This is a genomic window from Pseudoclavibacter sp. AY1H1, from assembly GCF_002931055.1.
In the GTDB taxonomy this organism is placed as follows: Bacteria; Actinomycetota; Actinomycetes; order Actinomycetales; family Microbacteriaceae; genus Pseudoclavibacter.
The window spans coordinates 1-12,792 of the sequence record NZ_PSXX01000010.1; the positions used below are offsets into that span (position 1 = coordinate 1).

The 12,792-nt window shown below is 69.4% G+C and carries 15 protein-coding genes and 1 pseudogene; 7 read left to right on the forward strand and 9 right to left on the reverse strand.

Features of this window, described 5'->3' with window-relative positions; translation table 11 throughout:
• Positions 1 to 99, reverse strand: a pseudogene (locus C5E05_RS14445) (P-II family nitrogen regulator); the annotation flags it as partial.
• Between the two features lie 2 nt (positions 100 to 101).
• Here C5E05_RS14445 and C5E05_RS14450 point away from each other — a divergent pair.
• A complete protein-coding gene (locus tag C5E05_RS14450; protein WP_104342323.1) occupies positions 102 to 392 on the forward strand; it encodes a CGNR zinc finger domain-containing protein in 291 nt (96 codons plus the stop codon).
• Between the two features lie 22 nt (positions 393 to 414).
• Here the strand turns inward: C5E05_RS14450 and C5E05_RS14455 are convergent, their stop codons facing one another.
• Positions 415 to 1,335 (reverse strand): LysR family transcriptional regulator, encoded by a 921-nt coding sequence (locus C5E05_RS14455; protein ID WP_104244557.1) that lies wholly within the window; start codon positions 1,333 to 1,335, stop codon positions 415 to 417.
• A gap of 70 nt (positions 1,336 to 1,405) precedes the next feature.
• On the opposite strand from C5E05_RS14455, the gene C5E05_RS14460 reads away from it, so the two are divergent.
• Positions 1,406 to 1,900, forward strand: coding sequence for a GNAT family N-acetyltransferase (locus tag C5E05_RS14460; protein WP_104244559.1), 495 nt, complete (start codon positions 1,406 to 1,408; stop codon positions 1,898 to 1,900).
• A gap of 106 nt (positions 1,901 to 2,006) precedes the next feature.
• Here the strand turns inward: C5E05_RS14460 and C5E05_RS14465 are convergent, their stop codons facing one another.
• The 3 genes from C5E05_RS14465 to C5E05_RS14475 all read right to left on the reverse strand — a co-directional run bounded on the left by C5E05_RS14465 (position 2,007) and on the right by C5E05_RS14475 (position 4,942).
• Entirely contained in the window at positions 2,007 to 2,345 is a 339-nt protein-coding gene (locus C5E05_RS14465) for a P-II family nitrogen regulator (protein WP_104244561.1), read from the reverse strand.
• A gap of 136 nt (positions 2,346 to 2,481) precedes the next feature.
• Positions 2,482 to 3,735, reverse strand: coding sequence for an ammonium transporter (locus C5E05_RS14470; RefSeq protein WP_104301531.1), 1,254 nt, complete (start codon positions 3,733 to 3,735; stop codon positions 2,482 to 2,484).
• A gap of 157 nt (positions 3,736 to 3,892) precedes the next feature.
• Positions 3,893 to 4,942 (reverse strand): phosphotransferase enzyme family protein, encoded by a 1,050-nt coding sequence (locus C5E05_RS14475; RefSeq protein WP_181059623.1) that lies wholly within the window; start codon positions 4,940 to 4,942, stop codon positions 3,893 to 3,895.
• 235 nt (positions 4,943 to 5,177) lie between these two features.
• Here C5E05_RS14475 and C5E05_RS14480 point away from each other — a divergent pair, with 235 nt between their 5' ends.
• Both C5E05_RS14480 and C5E05_RS14485 read left to right on the forward strand, forming a co-directional pair.
• Positions 5,178 to 6,509 (forward strand): aspartate aminotransferase family protein, encoded by a 1,332-nt coding sequence (locus C5E05_RS14480; protein ID WP_219819548.1) that lies wholly within the window; start codon positions 5,178 to 5,180, stop codon positions 6,507 to 6,509.
• Positions 6,510 to 6,744: 235 nt separating this feature from the next.
• On the forward strand, positions 6,745 to 7,407 hold the full coding sequence (locus C5E05_RS14485) for a GAP family protein (RefSeq protein ID WP_104342325.1): 663 nt from the start codon (positions 6,745 to 6,747) through the stop codon (positions 7,405 to 7,407).
• A 224-nt stretch (positions 7,408 to 7,631) separates the two neighbouring features.
• On the opposite strand, the gene C5E05_RS14490 is transcribed toward C5E05_RS14485, so the two are convergent.
• Positions 7,632 to 8,276 (reverse strand): NAD(P)-dependent oxidoreductase, encoded by a 645-nt coding sequence (locus C5E05_RS14490; RefSeq protein ID WP_104342326.1) that lies wholly within the window; start codon positions 8,274 to 8,276, stop codon positions 7,632 to 7,634.
• 179 nt (positions 8,277 to 8,455) lie between these two features.
• Between C5E05_RS14490 and C5E05_RS14495 the strand changes: the two genes are divergently transcribed.
• Positions 8,456 to 8,827 (forward strand): helix-turn-helix domain-containing protein, encoded by a 372-nt coding sequence (locus tag C5E05_RS14495; RefSeq protein WP_104244573.1) that lies wholly within the window; start codon positions 8,456 to 8,458, stop codon positions 8,825 to 8,827.
• Positions 8,824 to 9,675, forward strand: a complete 852-nt coding sequence (locus C5E05_RS14500) for an SDR family oxidoreductase (protein WP_104342327.1) — start codon at positions 8,824 to 8,826, stop codon at positions 9,673 to 9,675. Before C5E05_RS14495 ends, C5E05_RS14500 begins: the two co-directional genes overlap by 4 nt.
• 18 nt (positions 9,676 to 9,693) lie before the next feature.
• Here C5E05_RS14500 and C5E05_RS14505 read toward each other — a convergent pair whose 3' ends face one another.
• The 3 genes from C5E05_RS14505 to C5E05_RS14515 form a co-directional block, all read right to left on the reverse strand.
• On the reverse strand, positions 9,694 to 10,131 hold the full coding sequence (locus C5E05_RS14505; protein WP_104342407.1) for a VOC family protein: 438 nt from the start codon (positions 10,129 to 10,131) through the stop codon (positions 9,694 to 9,696).
• Between the two features lie 45 nt (positions 10,132 to 10,176).
• The gene (locus tag C5E05_RS14510) at positions 10,177 to 10,941 is read right to left on the reverse strand and encodes a class I SAM-dependent methyltransferase (RefSeq protein WP_104244577.1); all 765 of its coding nucleotides are present in this window, start codon (positions 10,939 to 10,941) and stop codon (positions 10,177 to 10,179) included.
• A gap of 80 nt (positions 10,942 to 11,021) precedes the next feature.
• Positions 11,022 to 11,768, reverse strand: coding sequence for a DUF429 domain-containing protein (locus C5E05_RS14515; RefSeq protein ID WP_104342328.1), 747 nt, complete (start codon positions 11,766 to 11,768; stop codon positions 11,022 to 11,024).
• An 83-nt stretch (positions 11,769 to 11,851) separates the two neighbouring features.
• Between C5E05_RS14515 and C5E05_RS14520 the strand changes: the two genes are divergently transcribed.
• Positions 11,852 to 12,781 carry a DMT family transporter gene (locus tag C5E05_RS14520; protein ID WP_258064886.1) on the forward strand — a complete coding sequence of 310 codons (930 nt, stop codon included), beginning with the start codon at positions 11,852 to 11,854 and terminating at the stop codon, positions 12,779 to 12,781.
• Positions 12,782 to 12,792 lie beyond the last annotated feature (11 nt).

Genomic DNA, 12,792 nt, shown 5'->3' on the forward strand with positions numbered 1-12,792 from the left:
GCGCACGCGGACGACGTGGCTGACATCCGTCACCCACACCTTCCCGTCGCCGACGTTGCCGGTGCGGGCCGCCTCGACCACGACGTCCAGAGCCTTCTCTTGTGCGCTACGCCAGCACTGACGGCCAGGGCTGGCACGACTGGCACCTCCACGCGGTTGACGCCGACCGGCCTCTCGCTGAGCGCATCATGGTCGAGACGGCGCTCGCGGTTGTCGATCTCATCCGAGCCGACGAGATGAGGCGTCTCGGCACCTGCGATGCCGATCGCTGCGAGGGTGTCGTCGTCGACCTCACCCGCAATCGCACCAAGCGGTTCTGCTCGACGCGGTGCGCGAATCGGTCTGCCGTCGCGGCCTACCGAGCTCGCCGCCGCGAGCACCCGGAGCTCTGACGCGGAGCGTCGAGCGCGATGGTCATGCAGTCGCCGTGACTTGCGGCGTGGTCGCCGCCCTCACCTCCGCGGCTGTCGCGCTGAATGCGCGCACCAGTGGGTTCGCATCGCTGGCCCTGTGCGCGAGCTGGACCAGGCTGACGGCCCCAGTCGAGGCGAGCGGGACCGCGACAGCTCCGCGCGGCAGGGGTGCGGCCGCGCTGGCAGGGGAGACTGCGACGCCCAGTCCCGCCGCGACGAGGTGGAAGATGGTGCCCCACTCCGAGCCGCTGAGGCCGAGCCATGGTTCGATGCCTGCCTCGCGGAAAGGCTGCAGGGTGAGGGAATGGGCGCGCGACCCGGAGGCCTGGGGGAAGAGCACAAGTGGAGACGACGCGAGCTGGGTCGCAGTCACCGCTGCGGCTCCGGCCAGTGCGTGGCTGGCCGGGAGGACGGCAACGAAGGGCTCTGCGAAGAGGGTCGAGACCGTGAGGCCCGCGTGTTCGTCTGCGTCGCGCACGATCCCGACGTCGGCTGTGCCGCGCTCCAGGCGGTCCAGCACCGCCGTGGTGGGGCCCTCGTGGAGCTCGACGAGCACGTTCGGGCGGCTGCGTGTGAAGTGGTGCAGGATCGTGCTCACGATGCCAGCCCCGGACGAGATGAACGAGATGTCGATGCGTCCTGACTCGCCGCGCGCGACGCGGCGCGCCTCATCCACGTCGGAGGCGAGCAAGGCGAGCAGCCCCTGTGCTCTCGGACGAAACCCGCTCCCAGCTTCCGTCAGCTCGACGGAACGCGACGTGCGCGCGAAGAGCGTGACGCCCATCAGCTCTTCGAGCTGGCGAATCTGCTGCGAGAGCGCGGGCTGCGCGATGTGGAGGCGGGCGGCGGCGCGGCCGAAGTGCAGCTCTTCGGCAAGCGCGAGGAAGTAGCGGAGGTGGCGCAATTCAACCCGGGAATCCATACCTCAAGCTTATTGATCACGCGTGCAACCAGTATTGGACCTCTTGGTGTGTGAGCGGCACTCTGGGGGAATGCCAGAGCTTCAGACCCACATCACCGTGACCTCACTCGTTTCCGCTGACGACGCCGCAGCCTTCCGGGAGATCAGCGAAGCCTGGATCTCGCGCCTCTTCAGCGTGACGACCGACGATCGCAGGCTGCTCGACGATCCTCTCGGGCAGATCGTGGAGCCGGGCGGCGACGTGCTGCTCGCGCGCGCGGTCTCCGGCGGGGTCGTCGGCTGCGTCGCGCTCCTTCCCCACAGAGAAGGGGTGTTCGAGCTAGCGAAGATGGGCGTGTCGCCGGAGGCTCAGGGCTCGGGAGTGGGCCGGCGCCTGATCGCGGCGGCGATCGAGCGTGCCCCGCAGCTCGGCGGTCGCCTGGTCTTCCTCGGCTCTCACTCGAGTCTCCGGGCCGCGCTGCACCTCTACGAGGCGGCAGGGTTCACGCGCATCACCCGGGAGCAGCTGCCCGTGGACGACTACTACGCGCGGGCAGACACCTTCATGCGGCTCGAACTCGGCTGACACCAGCGCGCAAAGTTGTGGCCCGTTGCTGCTCCCAGTGCCGGGAACAGCAACGGGCCACAACGATCTGGGGCGCCGCGATGGCGTGAGCTACACGGTGCGCGGACTACACGGCCGCGGGGCCCGACTCGCCCGTGCGCACGCGGACGACGTGGCTGACATCCGTCACCCACACCTTCCCGTCGCCGACGTTGCCGGTGCGGGCCGCCTCGACCACGACGTCCAGAGCCTTCTCGAGCGTCTCGTCGGCGACCAGCACCTCGACACGCGTCTTGGCGCGGAACGAGACTTTCACGGCCTGCCCGCGGTAGAACTCGGTGAGGCCCTTCTGGTGGCCATGCCCCTCCACCTCGGTAATCGTGAGGCCCGTGAAGCCTGCGGCCTCCAGAGCATCCTTCACATCGTCGACCTTCGTCGGCTGGATCACTGCGGTCACGAGCTTCATCGGCGTGCGCTCCTCTTCTGTGCTGGCGTTGTCTGTGCGTTCTGGTCGTGGGGGTCGCGCGTCGACTGCGTGTTCTGATCGCGCGGGGTGAACTCGGACCTGCCGAGCACACCGGAGCGGCCTGTCTCCATCATGGTCAACGTGCCTCGAACTCGTAGGCGCTCTCGGCGTGGATGCCGCGGTCGAGACCAACTGACTCCACCTCGTCGGGCACGCGGATCGGCACGATCTTGTTCATGACCCACGCGATCAGGTACGTGACGACGAACGCGTAGACGCACGTGACGACGATGGCGACGAGCTCACGCCACAGGAGGCTCGGGTCTCCGCCGAAGAAGAGGCCCGCGATGCCAGCCGGTGCCGCGGCCGCGCCGAGGAACACCACGAACAGGGCCCCGACGATGCCGCCGATGCCGTGCACCGAGAACGCGTCGAGCGCGTCGTCGACCTTGGCACGGTTCTTCCAGCTGATGCAGAGCGCCACCACGGCACCCGTGATGAAGCCGAGGGCCAGCGCGCCGAGCGGGGTGACGGCGTCCGCTGCCGGGGTGATGCCGACAAGGCCCGAGATCATGCCCGTCGCCATGCCGAGCGTCGTGGCGTGCTTGTCGCGGATGCGCTCGATGAGCAGGTAGCCCAACGCGCCGGTCAGCGCGGACAGGGTCGTCGTGAGCACCACGTAGCCGGCGAGGAAGTTCGCGCCTGCGGCCGTTCCGCCGTTGAAGCCGATCCAGCCGAAGAAGAGGAGGCCGGCGCCGAGAAGGACGAGCGGCATGTTGTGCGGGCGGAGCTCCGTGTTCTTGCGGCGGCCGAGCACGAGGGCGAGGGCCACAGCCGAAGCGCCGGCGTTCATGTGCACCGCCGTGCCACCCGCGTAGTCGTGCAGGCCGAGGACGTTGCGCATCCACCCGCCGACCGTCTCGCCGTCGTCGCTCGTGAACGCGAAGACCCAGTGGGCGAGGGGCGCGTAGACGAGGATCGTCCACAGTGCGGCGAAGACCAGCCACGCCCAGTACTTCATGCGCCCAGCCGCACCGGATGCGACGATCGCGATGCTGATGGCGGCGAACAGGATGTAGAAGGCACCCCAGTAGGCGTCGACGGCGATGATGTCGCCCTCGGACGAGTCCGTCATGAACGACTCCATGCCGACGAACGCGAGCGGGTCACCGATGATTCCGGCGCCCCCCACCGAGTTTCCGAGCACCATCCCGTGCACGAACAGCACGTAGATGACGGCGACCACGGCCATCGAGCCGAAGACCATCATGGCCATGTTGAGCATGTTCTTGCTGTTGAGCATTCCTCCGTAGAAGAACGAGATTCCGGGGAACATCAGGAGGACGAGTCCGAATGCGGCGAGCATCCAGGCGAGATCGGCAGCGGGCATACATGGCTCCTTGTGTTGGGGTCATGGAGGGAGATGGCGTGCGGGATGCACGGGTGGAGCAGTCTGGGGAGCGGGCGGCTCGCGGGCGCGCCACGCTCGTGATGGGGCTTTGGGCCTCGGGTGCGCGGCGGCGGTCAGCGGACCACAGCCGCGAGGGTCAGTCGATGAGCCAGGTCGGGGAGGCCAGGAACCGGTCGGCGGTGAACAGTGCGGCGTCGATGACGCCACCGCCCTGCAGGTCCGGCGGGAGCGCCTCATCGCGGTGGGTCGTGCTCCAGCCGAGCATCGTGAGCGTGCGCACCATGGAGAGGGCGCAGCCGAGCTCGAGCTGCGCATCCGTCAGTCGTCCCTCGGATCGATACCCATCGATCCAGTTGCGGGCCATGACGCGTGCCTCGGGCTTGTGCTCCTGGAAGGTGAGCGCCGACGCGAAGTCGTAGAGGAACCAGCTGAAGCCGGAGTCGTCGAAGTCGATGACGATCAGCCGCTCGCCGTCCCGGATCACATTCGTGGGGCGCAGGTCGGAGTGCACGAGCCCCCAGTCCTGCCAGCCAGCTGGCGCGGCCTGCACGAGGCTGAGAGCCGACATCTCGGCGCGCTCCAGCTGGTCGAGCTGCGCCGGCGTCAGCGAGGCGCGGCGCCAGTCGCCCCACCTCGCGGTCGAGCCGAGGAGGTCGGGGAGACCCCACGTGAACCGGTCGAACCCCGCCGGTCGCCGCCAGCTGCGCGCGTGGTCGTGGAGGCGGGCCGTGATCTGCCCGAGCTCCGTGAACCACGGCGTCGCGTCCTCGACGTCCTGCAGGATCGAGCCGCGAACATGCTCGAAGTACACAGCCTTGAGGGCCATCCCGTCGGGCGACGGGATGCTCTGCGTCACCTGTCCGTCGGCGCCCGGGATGGGAGACGGGACCTCCGCGCATCCCGAGTCGCGGATCGCCTCGACCCACAGCATCTCCGAGCGGAGCTGGCCCTCACCCTCCTGGTAGCCGGGCTGCTGCAGGCGAACCACGCCGATCGGCTGGCCTGCCAGCTCGACGAGGTACGACGCGTTCTCGGAGACGGAGATGAGCTGCGTCGCGGCCTCGGGCGGGAGCCCGAACGCTGCGAGCATCCCGTCGTGCAGCCAGGCGGGAGCCGATTCCCCCTTGACGAGGGCGTCGAAGACGCGCAGCCCCGAGACGGGTTGCTTGAGCGTTGCCTCGATCATGGTCGTCTCCTCGGGCTGGGGCGATTCGTGCAGCGGATGCACGGCTCGCGGCGGCTCTGGTGTGTGCCGGCTGAGTGCGGGGTGATCCATGTCTAGGTGCTGATTCGCTGAAGATGAGCGATGTACGGGCACTCGTTACACACGATTTACCAGGAGGAAACAGTGCGCTCGACTGGGCCGGACAGGATCGAAGCGCCGACCGGGCGAAGCGCGCCCGCGGGAGAGGACACGTCACGTGAGCAGATCGACGATCATGGACGGCAACAGCTACCGGGTGGGGGAGTCCTCAGCGGCGGCCGAGACCGAGGCCATGGTCGAGCGGCGAACGCGGCTCCTCGGACCCTCCTACCGGCTCTTCTACTCGAACCCCGTCCACCTCGTGCGGGGCAGCGGCACGTACCTCTACGACAACGACGGCGTCGAGTACCTCGACATGTACAACAACGTCGCGAGCCTCGGCCACGCGCATCCGCGGGTCGTGGCGGCGATGGCGGCGCAGGCTGGCACCCTCAACACCCACACCCGCTACCTGCACGAGGCGATCCTCGACTACACGGAGGACCTGCTCTCGACGATGCCGGCGGAGATCGGCCAGGTCATGTACCAGTGCACGGGGTCGGAGGCGAACGACCTCGCCCTGCGCGTCGCCGCCGCGTACACCGGCGGCAGCGGCGTCATCGTCACGAGCGAGGCGTACCACGGCACCTCTGGACTGACCTCGGGCGTCTCCCCGGCGCTCGGCAGCGGGCAGACGCTCGGGCTCGAGGTGCGCACCGTGCCAGGGCCGGATACCTACCGAACCGCCCCCGAGCTGGTCGGCGAGAAGCTCGCCGCCGACATCCGAGCGGCCATCGCCGACCTCGCCAGGCACGGGGTGAAGTTCTCGGCCTTCCTCGCCGACTCCGTCTTCTCGTCCGATGGCGTCGCCGCCGACCCGAGCGGCTTCCTCAAACCGGCGTTCGACGCCGTGCACGAGGCCGGCGGCGTGTGGATCGCCGACGAGGTGCAGCCGGGCTTCGGTCGCCTCGGACCCCGCATGTGGGGCTTCGCGAGGCACGACATCGTGCCCGACATCGTCACCATGGGGAAGCCCATGGGCAACGGCATCCCCGTCTCCGGCATGGCCGCGCGCCCCGAGGTGCTCGAGCCCTTCGCCACGAACATCCCGTACTTCAACACGTTCGGCGGGAACCCGGTCGCGATCTCCGCCGCGCAGGCGGTGCTCGATGTGCTGCGCGACGAAGGGCTGCCGGAACGTGCGGCGAGCGTCGGTGACCAGCTGCGCGCCGCGATCCGCTCGGTTGGGGATGCGCGCATCGGCGACGTCCGCGGCGCCGGGCAGTTCACGGGCGTCGAGATCGTCTCCGACGCATCCAGCAAGGAAGCCGACGGGGTGACAGCGCTCGCGCTCGTCAACGCGCTGCGCGAGCACCGCGTGCTCACCTCGACGGCAGGTCCCAGCAACAACGTGCTCAAGGTTCGGCCGCCCCTGTCGTTCCAGGAGCACGACATCGACCGGTTCACGGATGCGCTCGCCGCGGCGCTCGCGGACGTTCCGGTGCGCTGAGGCGAGGGCGCGCGGTCGCGGACTCGGACTGCGGTCGCCGCTGCCAGCCCCCGATCTGCCCTACCCCGGGCCGCCTGACCAACTTCAGTGCTCATCCAGGGCCTGGCCGGCTTTGAGGAGCGTTTTCAGCCGAATGAGCACTGAAGTTGGTCAGGCGCGGCGGGCATCGCGGCCGACGAGGCGAGTCAGCGGACGGCCCGCCCGGTAGAGTCCACGGCATGCGGGGGAGCGAGGGGTGAGCGGCGGTCTGGTCGCCGCGCTCATCGGCCTCGCCGTCATCGACTCGCTCAACCTGTCGACGATCGCGGTTGTCATCCTCATCCTGCTCACCGTTCAGCGACCGGTCCCGACGGGCTGGGTCTACGCGGCGGGCGCAGCGGTCGCCTTCTTCGGGCTGACGATGCTCGTGTACTTCGGGGCGAGCTTCGCCGGGACGCTCGTCGACGACCTCGCCACGTGGATGCGCCGCATCATCTTCCTCGGCTTCGGGATCCTGTTCGTCGTCTTCGGGGTGCGGCGCTTCCGAACTCGCGAGCGCCGCGGCTACCCGCTGCTGCGCTGGGTGAATCCGGCCACCGCGTTTCCGCTCGGGGTCGTCGCGACGGTCGCGGATCTGCCGAACGCGTTCCCGATGTTCTTTGCCGTGGAGCGCCTCATCGACGCCGAGGTCTCCGCCCCGACGGCGGTTGCGGCGCTCGCGGCCTACACGGTGATCTACGCGGTGCCGACCGTGATCGCGCTTGTGCTCGGAGTCCTGTTCAAGGATCGCCCCCGGGAGCGCTTCCGCGAGGTCTACGCGCGTCTCACGACCGGGGAGGTGAAGGCGAGCCGCAAGATGGCGACGCTGCACTTCGCGCTCGCGGCTGGCTGCTTCGCGGTCGCGCTGTTCTTCGTCTGAAACTCACGCGCGGTCGCTGACTCGGTACATAGCGAGACGTAGCATCGAACGGAACCCCACTTCCGGGTTCGCGGCGCTTCGCGTCGCCCGATGACGCCGGGCTGTCCCTCCGCCCGGAGACCTGGGGTTTGCGCATGCTTGCTGAGCAACGAGCATGCGCAACCCCCAGGTCTGCGACTGGATGAGGAGTGCTGCAAGCAGGGTGAGGCTGGGGGTACCGTCAGTCAGTACGCGACGCCGAAGCGGGCGCGGCGGTGGGTGGGCGTGTCGATCTCGGCGACGATCGCCGTCGCGAAGTCGGCACCGGAGATGTTCGAGTCGCCGTTCGCGTCGGTGAGGAGCACGTCGCCGCCGATGCGGTACTTGCCGGTCGCCTCGCCCGGCGCCCAGGCCCCGAACGCGGCAGCAGGGCTCACGTAGAACCAGTCGAGCTCGGGGGCGGATGCGCGCAGGTCGTCGAGCACGCCCGCCATCTCGGAGGCCTCGGGCTTCACCGCATCCGGGAAGCCCTCCGTGTCGAAGAGCCTCGGGCCGCCCTCGGCGACGAACAGCGAGCCGGCGCCGCCGATGACACCGAAGCGCACCCCCTTGGAAGCCGCGAGCTCGGCGGCCTTCGCGAGGAGTCCCCGGGTGCGTCCCTCGAGTTCGCCGCGGGGTGCCAGTGCAGAGACGACGACCTCCGCGCCGTCGATCGCGTGCTCCAGCGTGCCGTCCTCGAGCACGCTGCCGTTGACGTATGAGACGCCCTCGATCGGCTCCGCGGGACGCGAACGGCTGAACGAGGTGACCTCGTGGCCAGCGGCGGCTGCCGCCCGGACGAGGTGGCTGCCGGCGTATCCGGTCCCGCCGAGGATGGTGATCTTGGCCATGATGGTCCTTTCGTCGCGGCGGCCGTTTCAGCCGCCGAAGGTCACCGTAGGAGACCGACTGCGGGGAGGGGAAGAAGGCACTTTGCGGGGAGTCGGTTACCGCGAAGTGCCCTTTGCGCACCTCTTGAGTCTCCGCTGGTGACTGGGTAACCTGTGGATACTCCGAGGAAGGGTGGACCATGTCCGAGCCGCTGTGGGACCCGTACGTCCGTGACTGCCCGTCGCGGCGACTGCTGGATCGGATCGGCGATCGCTGGACGGTGCTGGTCGTCGGCACGCTGCACGACGGGCCGAAGCGATTCTCGGAGATCCAGGCGGCCGTCGATGGCGTCTCGCAGAAGATGCTCACCCAGACGCTCCGCGGCCTCGAACGTGATGGCCTCGTCACGCGCACCGTCTTCCCGCAGGTGCCGCCCCGTGTCGACTACGAGCTGACGGAGGTCGGCCGCAGCCTGCTCGGTCCGCTCCGCATCCTCACCGACTGGGCTGCCGAGCACATGTCCGACGTCGGGGATGCCCAGCTCCGGTACGACGAGAGCAGGGCGGCATGAGCGAATCACGCGTCGATCGCATCGCGGTGACCGGCAGCACGGGCGCTGTCGGCGGACGCGTCGCCAGGCAGCTCGCGGATGTGGGAGCACCGCAGCTCCTCCTCGCGCGCACGCCGGCGAAGGCGCCCCAGCTGCCCGGCTGCGTCGTCGCGCCCTTCAGCTACGCGGATCGTGCCGCATCGACGGCCGCCCTGCGCGGCGTCCACACGCTCTTCATGGTGTCGGCGTCCGAGAGCGAGACACGGCTCGACGAGCATCGCGCGTTCATCGACGCGGCGGCAGACGCCGGGGTCGAGCACGTCGTCTACACGTCGTTCTTCGGGGCATCGCCGGACTCGACCTTCACGCTGGCGCGAGACCACTTCGCGACGGAGGAGCACCTCAAGGCGTCTGGGATGGCGTGGACGTTCCTGCGTGACAACTTCTACATGGACGTCATGCCCATGTTCGTCGGCGACGACGGCGTGCTGCGCGGCCCCTCGGGAGACGGACGTGTGTCGATCGTGAGCCGCGCCGACGTCGCCGCGGTCGCATCGAGCGTGCTGCTCGCGCCGGATGCGCACCAGGGTGCGACGTACGACCTGACGGGACCTGAGGCCCTCAGTGCGGCCGAGATCGCGGACGCGATCGCGCTCGCCAGCGGCACCGCCGTCACGTTCCACGACGAGACGCTCGACGAGGCATACGAGTCGCGGGCGAAGTGGGGCGCGCCGCCTTGGCAGAACGATGCCTGGGTGAGCACGTACACGGCGATCGCGAGCGGTGAGCTGTCGAGGGTCTCGGTCGACGTCGAACGGGTCACGGGCAGGGCCCCCGTCTCGTTCGCCGAGTACCTGGCCGGCCGGTAGCCGCGCTTCGGCTTCTGCTCAGCTCTTCGTGAGGTCCTGGGCGAGCATCACGATGATGCCGCTCGGCCCGCGCAGGTAGGTGAGCCTGTACACGTCCTGGTAGTTCGCGACACCGCGAAGCGGAAGGCAGCCGTGCCTGGCGGCGATCGCGAGCGAGGCGTCGAGGTCGTCGACGGAGAACGCCACGCGGTGCATGCCGATCTCGTTGGGCAGCGTCGGCTCGGTCTCGATGGCCTCTGGGCTGAGGTATTCGAAGAGCTCGAGTTGTCCGTGTCCGTCCGGTGTCTGCAGCACGGCGATCTTCGCGTGGTTCCCGTCGAGGCCGACGGCCGTGGACGCCCACTCGCCGCTCACCTCGTCGCGGCCGAGCACGGTCAGGCCGAGGTCGGTGAAGAAGGCGATGGTCGCTTCGAGGTCACGGACGGCGATGCCGACATTCTCGAGTCTGATGGGCATGGTCGGCATGCTACTCAGCTTTGCCGAGCGGATGCGGGGCCTGCGCTACCGGTTCACTCGCCCGACCCGACCGCCGATTGGCCAGGTCGTCCGCCGCTCGGTCGAGGGGTCGCCCCAGAGCTCGGCGAGGTCACGGCCGACGGCTTCGAGGAGGTGCTCCTGGCCGGCCTCGCGGGCGGCGCGGACGGCCGACCAGGTCGAGAAGTAGCCGAGCAGCGCATCCAGCGTGAGGTTCTTCTCGATGCTGGGGGCGCGGAACTCGAGCTCCTCGAACGGGAAGGGGAGGTCGCGGTACTCGCGTTCGACGAGGCGCCGTGTCGGCGGCCAGTAGGCGTCGAGGTCGTCGGCGTAGAAGCGCTGGGCGCGTTCGTCGATCGCCGGATCGTCGATGTGGAGGATGCCATAGCAGAGGAGTGCGAGGATGCCGCCGTCGGCGCTCACTCGGGTGACCTCGTCGTAGAACTTGGGCAGGTCGAACCAGTGCGCGGCCTGGGCGACGCTGACCAGGCTGGCGGAGCCGTCGTGGATGCTGCTCGGCAGCGATTCGGCGGGCGCCTGCACGTACTCGACGCGCGGATGCGGCGCGGCGTTGGCGATCTGCTCCTCGCTCGGGTCGAGGCCGATGACCTCCTCGAAGACGTCGCCGAGGGTGGTCGTGAACTGGCCGTTCCCGCAGCCCACGTCGAGGGCGAGGGCCGTGCTCGGCGTGAGCTCGGCCAGCTCAGCGGCCAGCGTCGAGGGGTAGCTCGGGCGGAAGTCGGCGTAGGCCCGCCCGCCCTCGGTGAACCAGTTGCGCGCAGCTCGAGTCATGCGCTGATGCTAGGCGCGGTGGCTGAGCGCTCGGCGGCGGTTCCGGCTGGCGTCAGGCGTCAGGCGTCAGGCGTCAGGCGTTAGGCGTGGGGCGCCAGCTCGGCGATGGAGCAGGTCGGCAGGGCGACCCAGCCTTCCACCTTCGCTGCGTCGAGCTGGTCTGGTGCGACGGGCAGCGTCTTGCCGAGCGCGTGGGCGCGCGCGTTGAGGGATGCGGCGAGTGCATCGAGGGCGTCGTCGGAGCGGCCGAGGAGCAGGCGCTGCTCGTCGGTCGTCTCGAGCCAGGGGAGCGCATCCAGCAGTGCCGCCGCCGCCAGGACGCGCGCCTCCGGCTTGGTCTTGTACCCGGGAGTGAGCAGCCCCCAGGCGCGCAGGGCTGCGGCGGGGTAGACCTCGGCGAAGCGTCCGCCGCCGGAGCGGTCGACCTCCTCGCCGGTCGATTCGAACGCCTCGAGCAGCTCGGCGCAGTGGATGGCCGTCATGCCGAGCCGGTCCGTGGATACGCTCAGCGGCCACCGCCCCGTGCGCTCGCGCACGACCCGGTCCGTGTTTCGGTAGGCGAGACGCCGACGCAGGTCGATGCCGGAGTGCGTGCGCGCCCCCGTCGCCCGTCCTGCGTGCGCCGTCACGAACTCGACGAACTCGATGGGCCAGCCGAACGCGCAGTCGATGCCGATGCTCGTCGCATCCACCGACAGGTCGACGATGTCCGCGTCGTGGATGCCGAGCCGCAGCTCGGCCACGCGGGCCGTATCCGCTCCCCACTCGATGGCGGCGAGCGCCGTCCGGGTGGGCTCGGCGGCCAGGTCAACGCCAACGGTTCTCATGCCGCCAACGCTAGCGGGCGAGCCGCCTGGCTAGGCTGACGTGGTCGAGCCGCGTTCCGCTGCCCGGGTCAGGGAGGGTGCTCGTGAGTGTGGGCTCGTTGGGTGCGGCGCAGGATGCATCCGCTCGTCGCTCGCTGGTGATCGCAGTGCTGTCGCTGCTCGGGGCGACCCTGTTCTGGGCGAGCAACTACATCGTCGGCGAGGCAGTGCTCAAGACCTTGGACCCGCTCAGCCTCGTGCTGTGGCGTTGGACGCTCGCCGCCGTGCCGCTGCTCGCGATCGCGCATTTCGTGGAGCGTCCCAAATGGCGTGAGGTGCTGCGAGCCTGGCCGTGGCTGCTCGCCCTCAGCTGCACGGGGCTCGTCGGCTACAACCTGACGCTCTACGCCGCCCTGCAGTACAGCGATGCCTTCAGCGCATCCCTCATCAACGCGTTCAACCCGGCGGTGATCGCGGTCGCCGCCGCGGTCTTCCTGAACCAGCGCCTCACCAGCACCGGCGTCTGGGGTGTCGTGATCGCCCTCGTCGGCGTGTTCGTCGTCGTCAGCGGCGGCGATGTCGGTGCGTTCCTGGAGGCGGGGTTCGGGATCGGGCAGCTGCTCATGTTCGGCGCCGTCGGCATCTGGACGGCCTACACGATCATCGGCCGCCGATCGCCGCCGCTGCCCCCGATCACCTCGACGTCGATCCAGGCGGTCATCACCGTGCTCCTCGTCGCGCCGGTCACCCTCGCGACGGGCGGCCCGCAGCTCCCGGTCTCAGCGGAAGCGCTCACGTCGCTGCTGCTCATCGCGGTGTTCCCGTCGGTGCTGTCCTACCTGCTCTGGAACCGCGCGCTCGCCGTCATCCCGGCGGCCAGAGCAGGGGTGTTCCTGAACCTGATCACCGTGTTCACGGTCGCGTTCACCCTGCTGGCAGGACAGCCGTTCACGATCGGGCAGCTTGTGGGCGGGGCGATCGTCATCGTCGGCGTGGTCGTCGCGAACGCGCAGGCGTTCCGGCGGGCGGCTTGAATCCGCCTGTG

Coding starts and splice junctions, on each gene's coding strand:
- C5E05_RS14495 (WP_104244573.1), top strand. CDS start 8,456: ATGTCCGAGCCGCTGTGGGACCCGTACGTCCGTGACTGCCCGTCGCGG.
- C5E05_RS14460 (WP_104244559.1), top strand. CDS start 1,406: ATGCCAGAGCTTCAGACCCACATCACCGTGACCTCACTCGTTTCCGCT.
- C5E05_RS14515 (WP_104342328.1), bottom strand. CDS start 11,768: ATGAGAACCGTTGGCGTTGACCTGGCCGCCGAGCCCACCCGGACGGCG.
- C5E05_RS14465 (WP_104244561.1), bottom strand. CDS start 2,345: ATGAAGCTCGTGACCGCAGTGATCCAGCCGACGAAGGTCGACGATGTG.
- C5E05_RS14470 (WP_104301531.1), bottom strand. CDS start 3,735: ATGCCCGCTGCCGATCTCGCCTGGATGCTCGCCGCATTCGGACTCGTC.
- C5E05_RS14505 (WP_104342407.1), bottom strand. CDS start 10,131: ATGCCCATCAGACTCGAGAATGTCGGCATCGCCGTCCGTGACCTCGAA.
- C5E05_RS14475 (WP_181059623.1), bottom strand. CDS start 4,942: ATGATCGAGGCAACGCTCAAGCAACCCGTCTCGGGGCTGCGCGTCTTC.
- C5E05_RS14510 (WP_104244577.1), bottom strand. CDS start 10,941: ATGACTCGAGCTGCGCGCAACTGGTTCACCGAGGGCGGGCGGGCCTAC.
- C5E05_RS14500 (WP_104342327.1), top strand. CDS start 8,824: ATGAGCGAATCACGCGTCGATCGCATCGCGGTGACCGGCAGCACGGGC.
- C5E05_RS14455 (WP_104244557.1), bottom strand. CDS start 1,335: ATGGATTCCCGGGTTGAATTGCGCCACCTCCGCTACTTCCTCGCGCTT.
- C5E05_RS14490 (WP_104342326.1), bottom strand. CDS start 8,276: ATGGCCAAGATCACCATCCTCGGCGGGACCGGATACGCCGGCAGCCAC.